The organism is Sulfitobacter sediminilitoris, from assembly GCF_010667575.1.
In the GTDB taxonomy this organism is placed as follows: Bacteria; Pseudomonadota; Alphaproteobacteria; order Rhodobacterales; family Rhodobacteraceae; genus Sulfitobacter; species Sulfitobacter sediminilitoris.
On record NZ_JAABNT010000011.1, the window covers coordinates 24777 to 40972 of the forward strand.

Consider the following 16196-nt stretch of genomic DNA (forward strand, 5'->3'; position numbering starts at 1 on the left):
ATTTGCCCTTTTCATGGACCATAAAGCCGTCTATAGGCACGGCTTCACGCGGGACTACAGCCTTGGAGGAGTCCCGCCCTAACCTATTGGAGAAATAAAATGGCCGGAGAGATTCCAGATCTTGAAGCCCAGGTACGGACGGGGACAGGCAAGGGCGCCGCTCGTCAGGCACGCCGTGATGGCATGGTACCGGGGATTGTTTTTGGTGGCGACACAGACCCGCTGCCGATCAACATCCCGTTCAACAAACTGCTGACAATGCTGCGCAAGGGCCGGTTCAAGTCGACCCTGTTCAACATGAAGGTAGACGGCCATGATGACGTCCGCGTCATCTGCCGCGACGTGCAGCGTCACGTGGTCAAGGACCTGCCGACGCATGTGGATTTCATGCGCCTCAAGCGCACCACCAAGATCAACCTCTACATCAACGTCGAAGTTTCCGGCGAAGAAGAGTGCCCCGGCCTGAAAAAGGGTGGCGTTCTGACGCTGGTCCGTCCGGAAGTTGAACTGGTCGTGACTGCGGCGGATATCCCTGAAAGCATCACGGTTGACATCTCTGGTCTGGAAATCGGCGATAGCGCCACGATTTCCAATGTGAACCTGCCAGAAGGCGCCAAGCCAACGATCGACCGTGACTTTGTGATCGCGCAGGTCTCTGCACCTTCCGGTTTGGCGTCTCAGTCCGATGATGAAGACGAAGATGAGACAGCAGCAGACGAAGTGCCCACAACAGAAATGGGTGCATCAGACGGTGACAAGTCCAACGATTGATCCAACGCTCAGCGTGATCGAATAGGAACGGGGTCGCCATTGGCGACCCCGTTTTTTTGTGTTGCGTTTGGTCAGGATCAGAACGGACTGTCCAGCACACCAATCAGCGGCATCAGGAATTCGCCATCTGCGGCTGATTGAGCTTCGTCGAAATACTGGTTGGTTGCATTCACGGCAGCGGTGATGCTTGAGGCTGACCCGTCGAACAGCGCCATCACCGCCGCTGCATTATCGACATCGGACATACCGCGGTTCACAGCGAAGTATTGGCCAATGTCTGACTTGTTCGACAGATAGGCACGATCCGCCAACTGCTGGTCGATAAAGGACTGCGATGCGCCGGATGGCGGTGCCGCCTTTGCCCCTTCGAGTACCGAAAGTATGAACTGGTCGCGGCTGACCCCACCGCTGTTCAGCGCGTTCACCCAAAAATCGAAGCCTTCTTGGTCAGGCACACGGCCCAGCACATTATCATAGACAACTGTCGCGATATCACTGTTAGACAGGCTGCTTGGATAGGCGGCGCGGGTCTCATCCTGATCGATAAAGAGCGCGGCCATCGCCGGCAGGCTCAATCCATCGGACGCGGCGTTGGCCCAGAACAGAAGACCGACCGCATCAGGCGCACGGTTGAAATACGCGATATACAGCTCAATGATCTGCTGAAATTCGCTTTCTTCCAGATTGAGGGCACCATCATATCTGGCCAGCTCAAGTGGCCCGCCGCCCAGCAACGAAATCTCGGTACCGAAATCAAGGAATTCGACATTGGCAAGCGTATCCCGCCCCTGACCACTGGACCGGTGATCTTCGATCACGAAACCAGACTGCGAAATCTCAAGCGTGTAATTGCTCTGTGCACCTTCGAAGAAGGCGGTATCCGTTCCACCCAAACCATCGAATGCGTCGTTGTCCGGCCCGCCTTCGAGGTAGTCGTCGCCGGGTGTGCCAAGTGTTCCAAAGTTTTCAGTTTGAGTTACGCCAGGAAAATCGGAAAAGCTGATCTGCTGGCCCGATGCATATGGACCACTGGTTACCGGTGACAGACTGCTGAAAGTGTCTACCCAGTCATAGTAGGACTGCAATGAGGTAATGGCCGGAAAGGGGTCGCCATCCAGAACGATGCCCACCCGCGTGGTTTCGTTGGCAGAGGCCAACATGACAATGCTTCGGTTGCCACCTCCCCAGACGACCTCAAAGACCGCATGATAATTGGTCTCAGGGACAATAATTGCGCCGTCGTTCACGGTCTTTGAAAAAACGCTCTGGTTCAGGGAGACGACATTGGTATCGCCCAACCCGTCAAAATCCTCAACGCGGATGACGTCATAGCTGAATGTCGGCGCGGCATTGGCCGCAACGATCTCCATTTCACTGGTGAACGCATTCGTGGGAACGCTGTTGCTGTCTGCCGTGATGACGTAGGCAGGAAGGGTATATGTCGGCACGTAGGACCACCTTTCGGTTTCTCGGAACGGCAATCTGGGAACTGCTCGCCCCTCTCGCCACAGGGAGCCTAAAAGCCAGACGACTGCGGCACTATCATGGCAAAAAAACTGCAATTGCAAGTGTATTGCAATACCGTTGTTCAGAGCGTCGGTTGTATGACGCTTGCCGCTTGATTGCTGGCCCGCGCGACATTTTAATCCGCCACAAAGCGGGGTAGACTGCGGCGCGAACAGGCAGGAGCAGCCCCATGAAATTGATCGTCGGCCTTGGGAATCCCGGTGCGAAATACGCCCGGAACCGGCATAATATCGGATTTATGGCGCTGGATCAGATTGCCGTGGACCACGGGTTCGGCGCTTGGAAATCCAAACACCAGGGGTCCGTCAGCGAGGGGCGTTTTGGTTCGGACCGTGCGGTCCTGCTAAAGCCCGAGACGTTCATGAACAACTCTGGCCAATCGGTTCAGGCCGCGATGAAGTTCTACAAGATCGCGTCCGAAGACGTGATCGTCTTTCACGATGAGATCGACCTCGCCCCCGGCAAGGTTAAATGCAAAACCGGCGGCGGTCATGCCGGACACAATGGTTTGAGGTCTGTGCACGCCCATATCGGTCCTGACTATGAACGCGTGCGGCTAGGCGTTGGCCATCCCGGCCACAAGGATGCTGTGCCGGGGTATGTGCTGCGAGATTTTCCAAAAGCGGACGACGTGTGGCTGGATGACGTTCTGCGCGGGATCAGCGACGGCGTGCCTTATCTTGTGGCTGGCGACACTGCCAAATTCATGAACGCAGTGGCACTGCGTGTGAATCCGCCCCGATCTGGCACCGGAACGAAAGGCCCGGCCAAAAAGCAAAACCCGGTTGAGACTGAACGCAAAAGCGCGCAGGCGCCCGCAGAAGCTGCCCCAAAGTCACCGTTACAGAAACTGATGGAGCGCTTTCGATGAGCCTGAATGTTGCCTTTAGATCGCAGGCCGAAACCTGCACGCGCATGGGTTCGCCCTTTATGGGCCAACTGTTGTCAATCCTCGCGGCGCACTGGCCCGAAGACACTGCGTTGGGCCAGAAGTTCGCGTCGTTCGAAGGCGACATTGGCCCCAGCGGTCATTCCCTGCCGCTTCGTATCGCGGGCGGGTTGCACGCCCTTGTGCCGAGCAACGCGGCACCTGAATTGGCAGCACTATACCCACCGCATCAGGTTTCAGACGACCTTCTGACAAAAGGGGTGCTGGATGCCTTGAGCACGCACGAGGATTTCCTGCTCGAGTGGACCGATAGCGCGCCACAGACGAACGAGGTGCGCCGTTCAGCGGCCCTGATCGCGGGGGCTCACGTGGCTTTGCAATACTTCGATCTGCCCATTCACCTGTCCGAACTAGGCGCCAGCGGTGGCTTGAACATGATGTGGGATCACTACGCGCTTGAGATCGAGGGCGGCCGGTTTGGTTCAAATGTGCCGGCAGTGCTGTTCACCCCGGACTGGGATGGCGCGCCGCCGCCCAACGCACGCCCGGTGATTGCCGACCGTGCAGGCGTGGATTTGAACCCGCTTGATCCGTCCCGAGGCGATCATCTGCTGCGCATGACAGCCTATCTTTGGCCGGACCAGCCAGAGAGGCTGAATATGACACGGGCGGCTGCATCTGTTGCGACGACTCGCCCGGTGCAAGGGGATGCCATCGAGTGGCTTGGCCCGCGTCTGGCAAGTGCTCCACAAGGGCATCTGCATCTTATTCAGCACACCGTCGCATGGCAGTACTTTCCAGCTGAGGCACAGGCACGGGGCCGTGCCCTGATCGAGGCCGCGGGCGCGCAGGCAACGCCGAACAGGCCGCTGGCGTGGCTGTCGATGGAAACCGACGGGGATACAACTGGCAAAGTGGGCGCTGCGCTGACACTGCGGCTTTGGCCGGGCGATATCACATTGGAGCTGGGCCGCGCAGATTTTCATGGCCGCTGGATCAACTGGACATACGGCAGTTAGATCTGTTCGGCCTCTGGCCCCTCCGGGTCAGTTATGTTTGACTGCGACAGGGCTTCAGAGGATCACATATGCGTAGTTTCGGAAAATGGCTTGGGCGCGGCTTGCTGGCACTCATCCTGGCGGCCGTTGTCATAGGCCTGTGGAAACGTGAAGAGATCACGCGCCTATTGGCGGTAAATTCGCTTTTCTCCGAGGGAAAGATCGTCCGGAACTTCAGCAATATGAACGCGGCATTCCTCTCGATCCCCGTGCCGCGCGGCAATAGTCCGACAAGCGCGCTGCCCTATGGACCAGAAACCAGCTTGCCCGAAGACGTCGACCGCTGGGTCAAAGACCGCGATGTCACGGCTTTGCTTGTTCTCAAGGACGGGGAGATTGTCTTTGAGGACTATTTCCTGGGCACCGGGCCAGAGGATCGCCGGATCAGCTGGTCATTGGCTAAAAGCTATCTCTCGGCACTGGTTGGCATCCTGTTGGACGAGGGCCAGATCGCGTCTATTGATGAACCGGTGATCAAGTATGCGCCTGCGCTGAAAGGCGGTGCCTATGAAGGTGCGACGCTGCGGCAGGTGTTGAACATGGCCAGCGGCGTGGTCTTTGACGAGGACTACCTTGATCAGAATTCCGATATCAACCGGATGGGTCGGGTGCTGGCATTGGGCGGCGAAATGGACGATTTCGCAGCAGCCCTGACCGAAACTTTCGCAAAGCCCGGCGAGACGTGGAAATACACCTCTATCGATACGCATGTGGTCGGCATGGTGGTGCGCGGGGCGACCGGGCGTTCGGTGACCGAATTGCTGGGCGAAAAGGTAATTGCCCCCCTCGGCCTTGAATATGCGCCCTATTACCTGACCGACGGCGTCGGCACGGCATTTGTTCTGGGTGGGCTTAACATGACAACGCGGGACTACGCACGCTTTGGTCAGATGTATCTGCAGGGCGGCACATGGGAGGGCAAACAGATTGTGCCTGCGGATTGGGTCGCCGCCTCAACTGTGCCCAGCGCGCCGGTCACTGAGGGTCGCTATGATTATGGATATCAGTGGTGGATCCCGAAGAGCGGCCAACCGGGCGAATATATGGCGCGTGGCATCTATGGTCAGTATATCTATGTCGATCCTGCAAGACAGGTTGTGATCGTGACCAACGCCGCTGATCGTCAGTTCCGGGATAATGGAATTGATGCCCAGAACATCGAGATGTTCCGTACAATTGCAAAAAGCCTGTGAGGACCTATGGAACCTGATGAGAGTATAAACGTTCTGGACGGCCCGCTTGTGATCTGCGGGACCGACCCGGTGACGGGTTTCTTCCGGGATGGCTATTGCAACACATGCGCTGCGGATCAGGGAAGTCATACGGTCTGTGCCGTGATGACGGCAGAATTTCTGGCCTATTCCAAATACGTTGGAAACGACCTGTCAACGCCGCGGCCAGAGTTCAATTTTGCGGGCCTGAAGCCCGGCGATCCATGGTGCCTGTGCGCTGGTCGGTTTTTGCAGGCCGCCGATGAAGGCTGCGCGCCGAAAGTGCATCTTGAGGCCACGCACAAACGTGCGACCGAGGTTGTGCCGCTCGACATTCTGCGCGCGCATGCCGCTCAGACTTGAGTGCCCTGCGGGGCGATATTGATCTCTGACGAGACCCGTGCGGGACCGTCAAGCGGTCCTCCCATCAGGTCGTCGATGAACAGGCTCAGCAACTGAGGCCGTCCTGAAACGCCTGCCTTGCGGTAAATCGCATTGGTTTGCGCCTTGATGGTGCCTTCTGAGACGTTTCTGAGGGCGGCGATGTCCTGAATGCTCAGACCCTTAATCGAAAACAGCGCGACGTCACGTTCTGCTGGCGTCAGGTTCCATTCCTCGAAACGGTCCTCCAGCAGGTCAAGAAACGCGCCAGAAGCGGCGCGAAGTTGGCTTTCGACATGCTGGGACCGACGGTAAGAGGCCCGCAGCAGAACAGCGCCAAGACATCCGCCAAGGATCAGGCCCAGTGCGGCCCCCAGTTCCATGAGTTCGCGCAATTGCCAGTCGAGTGGTCCGAAGGGCAGGCCGAGAACCGTGGCAAGGATATCGGACACAAAAACAAGGGCGCAGATGACCTGCACCACGAATAAAACGATTATCAGCCGCATCCGGCTCACGTGCCGCGCCCGCGGGCCGAGTTAGTCGTCCCCATCACCGTCTCCGTCTCCGTCCCCGTCCCCATCACCGTCTCCGTCTCCGTCCCCGTCGCCATCTCCGTCGCCGTCATCTCCGCCGCCGGGACCGCTGTTGCCTCCGGAACCACTATTGCCACCGGAGCCACTATTTCCGCCGGAGCCACTGTTACCGCCGGAGTCGCTATCGTTGTCGTTGTCGCTTTCCCCGTCATCATCACCACGATCCGATGCATTGCCGCGACCACTGTTGTCATCGTCACGGTCGTCATCACGATCATCATCATCTTGATCGTCGTAGCCTTGACCCGGCTTGCTGGCTGACTGTGACGGGTCAAAGATCCCGCCCCGCACAGAAGGACCGTCGCGCTCTTCCCAGTAGTCTCTCAAGATTTCTCCAGTGGCCGGGTTCAAGATAATCTCGCGGTCGAGCGTGCGGCTTTGCGCGGTAATGCGGAGCCTGCCAAGAAGCGTGCGCTTGGTGTCGATATTGCCGAACCCTTGATCGCGCAGTTGCCGGATGATACTGTCTTCGGCCGGACCTGCCTGAAGCGGGAGAGCCAATGCACACATCAGCGTGGCCATGATCAAACGACGTTTCATATGTTCCTCTGGTTAAGAAAGGCCCACACAGGGGCGCGCCTTTCTGATTTTTCTAACATGCAGGTTCGCACTTACCTAGTCGTCGCTGCTATCGGAGTCGCCATCGTCTCCGTCGCTGCCGCTGTCGTCACCATCGTCGCCGTCATCGTCGCCGCCATGGTGGCCATCGTCATTGTCGTTGTCAGACCCGTGGCCTGATCCGTTGCTCCCGGATGAACCGCTTTCGTCGCCATCATCGCCGTCGTCGTCGCTGCCATGGTGGCCATCGTCATTGTCGTTGTCAGACCCTTGACCTGATCCGTTGCTGCCAGATGAACCGCTGCTGTCACTATCGTCCCGATCGTGGTCACGGTCATGATCGCGGTCATGGTCACCGTCGGAATCTTCATCATCATCACGATCACGGTCGCGGTCCCTGTCGCGATCACGATCAGAGCTGGAGTCATCGTCATCGTCCCTGTCTCTCTCACGATCACGGTCGCGTTCACGATCATTGTCGTCATCGTCCCCGCGTGCACGGTCCGAGAAATCACGGTCCCGATTGGAAACCTCAATGCCCTGATTTGCCGCGATGGTGCCGACAAATCGCTCGGTCTCCTGCTCAACGATCTGGCCGGTCGCACGGTCATAGACCACCTCAAGCTTCGTGCCGTTACGGACCGCCTCGACCTTGGTCTCGGTAGGCCCGTTCTTCACTTCAAGCGTCCGAAAGCCATCCGCAGCCAATTGCTGCGCCACCCGCTCACCAAAGCTCTGCGCGAACGAAGGCGATGCCGCCAGAAGTGATGCACCCAAAAACATCATCGTGTTGCGTTTCATGTCATGTTCCTTTGCCTAGTGTCGGAGACCACGATATGCGGCCTCGCTGGTCTAAGTTGGATCATCGAAACATGGGGCGGCTATTGGCAGCGGGTTTATTCAGCAGGCCCTAAACCGCAGATGGACGGCAATAAACCTGAGTTTAGAGCGCAGAATAAAACGCCCCGGCGCAAGGCGACGGGGCGTTTTGTTACTAGATATTCCTGTAAAAGGTCAGGCGAATTCACCCATCTCGAACCCAAGCGCTTTGGCTACGGTAAAGATATCCTTGTCTCCGCGGCCACACATGTTCATGCAGATGATATGGTCCTTGGGCAGATCGGGTGCGATCTTCATCACATGTGCCAACGCGTGAGAAGGCTCAAGCGCGGGGATGATCCCCTCAAGCTCACAACAGACCTGGAATGCGGCGAGCGCTTCCTTGTCCGTGATCGACACATACTGCGCGCGACCGATGTCATGCAGCCATGCGTGCTCGGGTCCGATGCCGGGATAATCAAGACCCGCCGAGATCGAGAAACCTTCGAGGATTTGTCCGTCGTCGTCCTGCAACAGATAGGTACGGTTCCCATGCAGCACGCCCGGACGGCCACCAGTGAGCGAGGCGCAGTGCTCCATCTTCTCGTTCACGCCCTTGCCACCAGCTTCGACGCCGATGATGCCCACCTCCTTGTCATCAAGGAAGGGATAGAACAGGCCCATGGCATTGGACCCGCCACCGATGGCCGCGATCACGGTATCGGGCAGGCGCCCTTCCGCGGCTGTCATCTGCTCGCGGACTTCCTGGCCGATGATGCTTTGGAAATCGCGGACCATGGCTGGATAGGGGTGCGGCCCGGCAACCGTGCCGATGCAGTAGAACGTATCGCGCACGTTGGTCACCCAGTCGCGCAGCGCATCGTTCATGGCGTCCTTCAGTGTGCCACGACCGGATGTGACCGGGACGATCTCGGCCCCCAGCAGACGCATGCGGAACACGTTGGGTGCCTGACGCTGCACGTCATGCGCGCCCATGTAGACCACGCATTTCAGGCCGAACTTGGCACAGACCGTCGCGGTGGCGACCCCGTGCTGGCCCGCGCCAGTTTCGGCGATGATGCGTTTTTTGCCCATGCGGCGCGCAAGGATGATCTGCCCCAGCACATTGTTGATCTTGTGCGCACCCGTGTGGTTCAGCTCGTCGCGCTTCATGTAGACTTTGGCACCGCCCAGCTGGTCGGTCAGGCGCTCTGCAAGATAAAGCGGGCTGGGGCGGCCGACGTAGTGCGTCCAAAGATCATGCATCTCGGCCCAGAAACTATCGTCCGTCTTGGCCTTTTCGTATTGCTCCTCCAGCTCGAGAATCAGCGGCATCAGCGTTTCGGAGACGAAACGTCCACCGAAATCACCGAAGCGGCCGTTTTCATCCGGGCCGGTCATGAAGCTGTTGAAAAGATCGTTGGCCATGGTGCGTCTCCTGTCGCGCGGTCAGACGCTCTTTTAGCGCAGGCCATCAGGACGCGAAACCCCAAGACGATTGCATTCTTCTCGGAAGCCCCGTCACCAGAGAGTTGGCTATCACCCGATGGAGCAAAAGCTCTCCTGCCTACAAAACACTATGTATTGCTGGTCGTCCTGTCCCGCCCGGTTGCCACGCGTCCGCTCAAATCCTCGCGGTACAATCAGCCGGAGCACCGTTGCCCATTCCGGACCTTTCGCCGCACCGCGCGGCGCCACAAGCAACCTTCATCGAAAAGCGATGCCGCATCCATGGCCTGGCACTGATCAATTCGGCGACGGGAGGTATGGGCCAAAGCCGCCTTGGCGTGGTCTAGAACGTACAATGCCTAGTCAAAAATCTTGAACAGTTCTTTTTTCAGCTTGTCCTCCAGCCGGTCCTTGACCGCGTCTTCTACCGACTGGCCTTCTTCCCGAACGATCCCAAGTTCCTCTTCTAGCTTTTCCTCGACCTTCTGTTTGACGCGCTCCTCGGCACGCTCTCGTTCCTCGCTAAAGTTCAAATCGATTGCTGCTTTCAAGTCCGGCTGACTTTTGGGGTTCGCCCATGGCCCATAGATCCGGACCGGTACGGCCAGCCCCCGATCCTTGTTCACCCGCAGCGCACGAGGTGTCACCGTGTAATCCAGTGTTTGCCGCCCAAGATCGACCTGCCCCGCGCCAGCTGCGTCGAAGTTCGGCAAGAGCATGCGCAGATCGTCATTGCGCAGCACGCCTTTGTTCATGGTGAAAGTCCCGGTCAGCGCATCAAATACTGTCGTCCCGCCTTGCGTATCGAAGGATCCCAAAAGGTTATCAAGGTCGATGCCTTCTATCGCGCCGCGGCCCACGTTGATTGCGCCCTGCCCAGACAGCGACCGCATGATAGCATCAATGTTCTGTCCGACCCCAAGAAAGGAGACCTCCGCATCGCCCTGCCCGCTGAACCGCGTTAAACCTGCCAAGTCGGTCAGCAAAGACTTCATTTGAACGCCAGCGGCGCGCAGCTTGCCGCCCACCGACAGGCCGTTGCGGTTGTTCATCACAAACTCGCCCGTAAACTGTCCGCCGTAGGCCGAAACTTCCCTCAGTTCGAATACCATCCGGGATCGATCATTGGTCAGGAGCGTGCGCGTAGCGCCCAACTGCAGCGCACCAAGATCAATGCTATCGGCCCGTAAGGAAACCGCCCCGTTGAAAGCAGCAAGGCCCGAGGCATCTATGGTGTCTTTGGGCCATCCGGAAGATGCACCGGTTGAAGTTGTATCGCCTTCTGAAGCTCCCGTTAGCGGCTTGAGATCAAGCGCGCCTGCGTTCAGTTGCGCGTTCACGTTCGGCACGCCGTTCAGGTCAATGTCCGCAGCGCCAGTCAATCGGTTACCGCCCAGATCGGCGGTCATTTCCCGCAGGGCCAGTCGGCGGTCTGGCGTGAGTGTCAGGTCCGCTTTCACATTGGCACTGCGGCCCAACCCTTTTGGCAGCTCAACCGAACCCAGCCCGAGGGACGCAAGGAACGCGCTCGTGCTCTTGAGATCGAGGTCGAGCCTGCCCGCCACAGCGCCCTGCAATGACGCCCGCCCGTTCAGGCGCATCTCGCCGCCCTTTGTGCTGAGGCGCACGTCCACAGGCTGCACGTCCCCGCCCAGAAATCCTGCGAACCGCTCAATCGTCGCGTCAACCGCGACGCGCTCGCCGGCTGGGCGCACCGCTGCGGTAATGTCAGCGCGGCCCGCCGGATCCGGCCAGTCAAGCGTCAGGTCGACACCTTCGTAGGACACCAGATCAGCCCCTTCTGCGTCATAGATCAGTGTCGCGTCCATAATCACCAGCCGTTCGATCGTAACGGCACGCGGGGCAGCGGCGGGCGTCGTTTCCGTCTCGATCTGTGCCGCCCCACCGCCGTCCGTGAACTGCCAGCTTGCGCGGCCATCCTTGCGGCTTTCCAGCCGGATCGTCGGGCTTTGCGCCTCGATGTTGGTAATCCTGATCTCGCCCCGCAACAAAGCGCCTGCATCGACGCCGATAGCCGCCTGCGCAGTGCTCAGCATGGCGCCCTCCTTGGCCCAGGATGCATTGCCGACCTCAAGCCCCTCGGCACTGACGCCCAAGACGGGCCAGAAGGTCATCGACACATCGCCGCTCACACTGACGTTGCGCCCGGTGATCTTGCTTAACTGATCGGTGGCGATCTTGGCGATCCGGTCGGCAGGCAGCATCAGCACGCCACCCACGACCAGCACGGCGATCAACACCAGTACACCGATGATCCTCATGATCCACTTCATCGCTCACTCCTCCACACGGGCTTTCCCAGCCGCTTTGCATCGACTATAGCCGCGTCATGAGCACAAACCCACCAAATCTGCGTCCCGATCTTGCGCCAAAGGCGAAAATTTCTGATCCGGCGCGTCCCGGCCAGCCGACCATCGGCATGGTCTCCCTTGGTTGCCCCAAAGCACTAGTTGATTCCGAACGGATTTTGACGAGGCTGCGCGCGGAAGGATACGGCGTGTCGCCCGATTATGCCGGTGCCGATGCGGTGATCGTGAACACCTGCGGCTTCCTCGATTCCGCCAAGGCTGAAAGCCTTGAGGCGATTGGCGAGGCGCTGACCGAGAATGGCCGGGTGATCGTGACAGGATGTCTGGGTGCCGAACCAGAGTATATCCGCGAACACCATCCCCGTATCCTTGCCGTGACGGGGCCGCACCAATACGAACAGGTGCTGGATGCGGTGCATGCCGCCGTGCCGCCCAGCCCCGATCCCTTTGTCGATCTGCTGCCCGCGCAGCAGGTCTCGCTCACCCCGCGCCACTACAGCTATCTGAAGATTTCAGAGGGCTGTAACCACAAGTGCAAGTTCTGCATCATCCCCGACATGCGCGGCCGCCTGCAATCGCGCCCCGCCCACGCGGTGATGCGCGAGGCAGAGCGTCTGGTGGAGAACGGCGTGAAGGAATTGCTGGTGATCTCTCAGGACACCTCTGCCTATGGCGTGGATATCAAACATGCCGAGGACAGGGGGCATCGCGCGCATATCACCGATCTGGCCCGCGATCTGGGGTCACTGGGGGCATGGGTGCGCCTGCACTACGTCTATCCCTACCCGCATGTGCGCCAGCTGATCCCGCTGATGGCCGAAGGGCTGGTGCTGCCCTACCTCGATATCCCGTTCCAGCACGCGCATCCGGATGTCCTGAAACGCATGGCACGTCCTGCGGCTGCGTCCAAGACACTGGATGAGATTGCCGCCTGGCGGGCGGTCTGCCCTGACATCACCCTGCGGTCCACCTTCATCGTCGGCTATCCAGGCGAGACGGAAGCAGAGTTCCAGACCCTGCTGGACTGGCTGGACGAGGCGCAATTGGACCGCGTGGGATGCTTTCAGTACGAAAACGTCGAAGGGGCGCGGTCAAACGCGCTGCCGGATCACGTAGATGCGGCGGTCAAGCAGGAGCGCTGGGAGCGGTTCATGGAGCGCGCGCAGGCGATCTCGGAGGCGAAGCTGGCGGCGAAAGTTGGGCGGCGCTTGGAGGTGATCGTGGATGAGCTGGACGATGAGGCCGCGACCTGCCGGACCAAGGCGGATGCGCCAGAGATCGACGGCAATTTGTTTATCGACGAGGGGTTTGAGGGGCTGTCGGTTGGCGATGTTGTCACGGTCGAGGTGGAGGAAGCCGGTGAGTATGACTTGTGGGGTCGGGTTGTATCTTGATCCAGGCAGATAAACCGGAGACTTACATCCGCACTGTTGATAAGGTTCTCCAAACAACCTTGTCCGCAGCTGACTATGAGAGCCTGACGAAAATAGATCCGCGTTACATCGATGACGCTATTAGCTGCATTTCTAGTTCAATCGATCTCGTAGCCCTCTACACCGAACTAAATTTGGCCCTGGCGAATAGCAGCTTCAGAGTCTTTCATGGAACGCGCCTCACTTTAGCTGATGCTCAAGCAATTGAAAGGGACGGCCTAAAGCCACTACGTTCAACTGACAGAGAGAAGCGGTTACATTCTCGTATAGAAATGTACGCTTCTAATCGAGGAATACCATTCAATAAAATGCGCTTTTGGGAACTCTGCGAGGAATACAGAGACCGTGACAAAGGACGTATTTACGCTACGCTTCACAAAGCCGAGCAGCTTGCGAACGATATGCACTACACGAAGTATGGTTCAGAATTTGAACATGTCATCGTGGTAAATCTGCTTGGCAACCATCACAAAAAACTTCTTCAGCTGGATACTCAGCCGGCGCTTGTGAGCTGGATCACATCTGGGGCTAATCTTGTTGACGAAACGACAATCGCACAGGTGGCAGATAGGCTTGCTGAGGGGAATAGACCGGAGCTTTCCAGCCACTTCTTAGATCGCGCTCTCCTTTGGCTTTGTGGTAGAGCAAATGACATTAGCTATTTATCCAAAAACTACAGTTTGTCATTCTCTGAAATGCCTTCCTTTGAAGGCCTACGCATTGAATGGCTTTGAAACGGCTACGTCAGAAAACTATCAGCAAGTCAAATCACCGTGTTTCTTCACATTCACAGAATGTCATCGCTTTCTGCTCGTCGGTTTCGCGAGCTCGTCCGAGTATCCACTGATCAAAGACGTAGTGACCCCGCCGTCTGGCACTGCTCAGCACATCCGGCGCGTCAGCAGACGAAGGCTTTCTACCCCTTTTGCAGCGAACACTTGAAAATGTTCCCCCTATGTTCTATATATTAATCAAAGGTTAAGACCCCCGGAACATCGAGGAACATCCCATGTCCTTCCAACCGTCCTTCCCCGACCTCTTCACCCCTGCCAAGGGGGCTGAACCCGTGCAACCCGACCTGCCCCTCGCGGCCAAGCAGCCTGCGACGGAGAAGCAGATCGCCTATGCGACCACCCTCGCCCAGCGCCACGATACCAAGTTGCCACAGGGGATCACCGCTGACCGGGCGGCGCTGTCCAAATGGATCGACGCGCACAAAGCCCCGGCACCGCAGGGCAGGTTTTCTGATTACCCCTCCTCCAAGCAGGTGGCCTTTGCCGAGCGCATCGCGCGGCTCAAGCGCAATCCGGTGCCGCCCGAATGCTTTCGGGATCGCGCCCTTATGTCGCGCTGGATTGACAGCAATAAACCGCGCTGAACCTTGGATCGCAGCCCCAAGCGGCCTAAATTCGTCTCATGCGCGATGAAACCGAAGTTCTTTACAATGCGTCCTGCCCGATTTGCAGCCGGGAGGTGGACCATTACGCAAAGCTGAGTGAAAAAGCAGCCGTCCCTATGCGGTTTGATGATCTGGGCGACCCATCAAAATTGAGAGACTGGGGCATCACCGCCGAAGACGCGGCCAAGCGCTTTCACGTGCGCAAAGCGGGGCAGACTTATGCGGGGATTCCGGCTTTTATCGTGTTATGGCAGGACATCCCGCAGACACGATGGCTGGCAAAACTGATTAGCGTGCCGGGAATTCATTGGATCGCCAACAAGGTCTACGATCACATCGCGGCTCCTCTGCTTTATCATTTGCATCTGAGACGACAGGCACGCGGGTGACACGCTACCGGCACGTTTTCTTCATATTTCTGTGTTAACCAATTAGCATGGCGTATCCTTACTCAAGATCAGAGACAATTGCGGACGGCGCTGTCCATGCGACGGGCCTGATCTGCGCGATTCCGGCGTCGCTGCTGCTGATCTGGCAAACCGACGGTGGCCAAGACGCGCTGACCACAACCACCATTGTCTATGTCTGCTCCCTGCTGCTCGCGTTTACGGCCTCAGCGATATACCATATGACACCTGCCGACCATATTCGGCCAATGCTGCACCGCATTGATCACGCAGCGATTTACTTCAAAATTGCAGGCACCTACGCACCGATCGTCGCTTTGATCGGCACCGGGTTCGCTTATGCCGTTCTCGGAATTGTCTGGGCGCTGGCCGCGGTTGGCGCGATTGCAAAGCTGTCGTTTTCGGGAACCGACGCGAAATGGTCTCTGGCGCTCTATCTTGGCATGGGATGGCTGTCTGTCCTTCTGATCTGGCCCATGTGGCAGACACTCAGCGGCTGGGCACTGTTATTGATAGTCGTTGGTGGCGTGATCTATTCCGTCGGGACATACGTCTATGCGCATCCCGGAATGCGTTACCAGAATGCGATCTGGCACAGCTTTGTGCTGGTCGCCTCAACCTGTCTTTTTGGCGCCATCGCGCTGAGCGTCTAGATAGGCGCTGACGCAGGTCTGTACATGGCGAAAACGGTCGCCACCCAGATGTTTGCCCCCATACCACCTTGTGACGATGATCGCGTGACCGGACAGCGCCTCGCGCTCAAGCATGCGCAGGATCACCATCCCGGCCCCGGCTTCACCATCATCGCCTTTCAGCGGTGTGCCATCCGGCAGCAGCACGCCCCATGTATTGTGCGTGGCCTTGGCGTATGCCTTGTCCCTTTTCAGCGATTTAAGAACTGCGTCCACGTCCGCCCTGTCAGAGACCGGCGCACCCGAGACCGCGTATTTTGAGCCGCGGTCCGTCAGGACCACTCCGAGTTTGACCAAGCCCTGCGCCATTCTTTACTGGCGCACCAGACGCTCAAGCGCAGTGCCGTTTTCCCATGTCCCGTAGAGATCGCCGTTTGACATCACCACGTAGATGACGGGCGCAGGCTGCCCCCAGTTGACCACGACGACCTGTCCATCGCGGACACCGGTGCCGGAATAACTTTGATTTCCCACGGTCCAGTTCACCTGCACCGCTCCGTTCGCCTCAGAAATGACCGCTTGCCCCGTGTATGCAGAGCCGTCGGGATTACGCCCCTGAGCCTCGTAGAGACCACTGATACTGACCTGTTGGGCTGGAAGTGGCGCGGCAAGGAGGAGCGCCCCGAAGGCGCCAAGCATCACCCGGCGCGTGACGTGTCGAGCAGCTGACATGCGGTGG

General features: G+C 58.3%; 18 protein-coding genes. 10 read left to right on the top strand and 8 right to left on the bottom strand.

From position 1 onward, the window contains the following. Positions 1–99: 99 nt before the first annotated feature. Positions 100–771, top strand: coding sequence for a 50S ribosomal protein L25/general stress protein Ctc (locus tag GV827_RS16170; protein WP_164354855.1), 672 nt, complete (start codon positions 100–102; stop codon positions 769–771). 77 nt (positions 772–848) lie between these two features. On the opposite strand, the gene GV827_RS24010 is transcribed toward GV827_RS16170, so the two are convergent. Then, the gene (locus GV827_RS24010; protein WP_164354856.1) at positions 849–2219 is read right to left on the bottom strand and encodes a DUF4214 domain-containing protein; all 1371 of its coding nucleotides are present in this window, start codon (positions 2217–2219) and stop codon (positions 849–851) included. 248 nt (positions 2220–2467) lie between these two features. Between GV827_RS24010 and pth the strand changes: the two genes are divergently transcribed. From pth to GV827_RS16195, 4 genes are all read left to right on the top strand, one after another. Next, positions 2468–3169, top strand: a complete 702-nt coding sequence (pth, locus tag GV827_RS16180) for an aminoacyl-tRNA hydrolase (protein WP_164354857.1) — start codon at positions 2468–2470, stop codon at positions 3167–3169. Beyond that, positions 3166–4206, top strand: a complete 1041-nt coding sequence (locus tag GV827_RS16185) for a DUF2332 domain-containing protein (protein ID WP_164354858.1) — start codon at positions 3166–3168, stop codon at positions 4204–4206. The genes pth and GV827_RS16185 overlap by 4 nt, the downstream gene beginning before the upstream one ends. Before the next feature lie 68 nt (positions 4207–4274). Continuing rightward, positions 4275–5438: a serine hydrolase domain-containing protein gene (locus GV827_RS16190; RefSeq protein ID WP_164354859.1), complete on the top strand. Its 1164-nt coding sequence runs from the start codon at positions 4275–4277 to the stop codon at positions 5436–5438. Between the two features lie 6 nt (positions 5439–5444). Then, on the top strand, positions 5445–5819 hold the full coding sequence (locus tag GV827_RS16195) for a DUF2237 family protein (RefSeq protein WP_164354860.1): 375 nt from the start codon (positions 5445–5447) through the stop codon (positions 5817–5819). On the opposite strand, the gene GV827_RS16200 is transcribed toward GV827_RS16195, so the two are convergent. The 5 genes from GV827_RS16200 to GV827_RS16220 form a co-directional block, all read right to left on the bottom strand. Next, positions 5810–6343 (bottom strand): helix-turn-helix transcriptional regulator, encoded by a 534-nt coding sequence (locus GV827_RS16200; protein WP_164354861.1) that lies wholly within the window; start codon positions 6341–6343, stop codon positions 5810–5812. The two genes, GV827_RS16195 and GV827_RS16200, sit on opposite strands and share 10 nt — an antisense overlap. A 30-nt stretch (positions 6344–6373) precedes the next feature. After that, positions 6374–6970, bottom strand: coding sequence for a hypothetical protein (locus GV827_RS23430; RefSeq protein WP_204325933.1), 597 nt, complete (start codon positions 6968–6970; stop codon positions 6374–6376). A 75-nt stretch (positions 6971–7045) separates the two neighbouring features. Next, on the bottom strand, positions 7046–7789 hold the full coding sequence (locus tag GV827_RS16210) for a hypothetical protein (protein WP_204325934.1): 744 nt from the start codon (positions 7787–7789) through the stop codon (positions 7046–7048). Between the two features lie 213 nt (positions 7790–8002). Next, a complete protein-coding gene (trpB, locus tag GV827_RS16215) occupies positions 8003–9235 on the bottom strand; it encodes a tryptophan synthase subunit beta (RefSeq protein ID WP_164354862.1) in 1233 nt (410 codons plus the stop codon). A gap of 380 nt (positions 9236–9615) precedes the next feature. Beyond that, positions 9616–11550, bottom strand: coding sequence for an AsmA family protein (locus GV827_RS16220; RefSeq protein ID WP_164354863.1), 1935 nt, complete (start codon positions 11548–11550; stop codon positions 9616–9618). 56 nt (positions 11551–11606) lie between these two features. Here GV827_RS16220 and rimO point away from each other — a divergent pair, with 56 nt between their 5' ends. The 5 genes from rimO to trhA all read left to right on the top strand — a co-directional run bounded on the left by rimO (position 11607) and on the right by trhA (position 15478). Next, positions 11607–12980 carry a 30S ribosomal protein S12 methylthiotransferase RimO gene (gene rimO, locus GV827_RS16225; protein WP_164354864.1) on the top strand — a complete coding sequence of 458 codons (1374 nt, stop codon included), beginning with the start codon at positions 11607–11609 and terminating at the stop codon, positions 12978–12980. Further along, entirely contained in the window at positions 12977–13753 is a 777-nt protein-coding gene (locus tag GV827_RS16230; protein ID WP_164354865.1) for a hypothetical protein, read from the top strand. The genes rimO and GV827_RS16230 overlap by 4 nt, the downstream gene beginning before the upstream one ends. A 275-nt stretch (positions 13754–14028) precedes the next feature. Next, complete coding sequence (locus tag GV827_RS16235) at positions 14029–14397, top strand: hypothetical protein (RefSeq protein WP_235930404.1); 369 nt, start codon at positions 14029–14031, stop codon at positions 14395–14397. A 38-nt stretch (positions 14398–14435) separates the two neighbouring features. Next, positions 14436–14807 carry a thiol-disulfide oxidoreductase DCC family protein gene (locus GV827_RS16240; RefSeq protein WP_164354866.1) on the top strand — a complete coding sequence of 124 codons (372 nt, stop codon included), beginning with the start codon at positions 14436–14438 and terminating at the stop codon, positions 14805–14807. A gap of 47 nt (positions 14808–14854) precedes the next feature. Beyond that, positions 14855–15478, top strand: a complete 624-nt coding sequence (gene trhA, locus GV827_RS16245; RefSeq protein ID WP_164354867.1) for a PAQR family membrane homeostasis protein TrhA — start codon at positions 14855–14857, stop codon at positions 15476–15478. Here the strand turns inward: trhA and GV827_RS16250 are convergent. After that, positions 15440–15826: a YigZ family protein gene (locus tag GV827_RS16250; RefSeq protein WP_204325935.1), complete on the bottom strand. Its 387-nt coding sequence runs from the start codon at positions 15824–15826 to the stop codon at positions 15440–15442. The two genes, trhA and GV827_RS16250, sit on opposite strands and share 39 nt — an antisense overlap. A 3-nt stretch (positions 15827–15829) precedes the next feature. Further along, positions 15830–16189: an LIC10280 family protein gene (gene lfb1, locus GV827_RS16255; protein WP_164354868.1), complete on the bottom strand. Its 360-nt coding sequence runs from the start codon at positions 16187–16189 to the stop codon at positions 15830–15832. Positions 16190–16196: the final 7 nt, after the last annotated feature.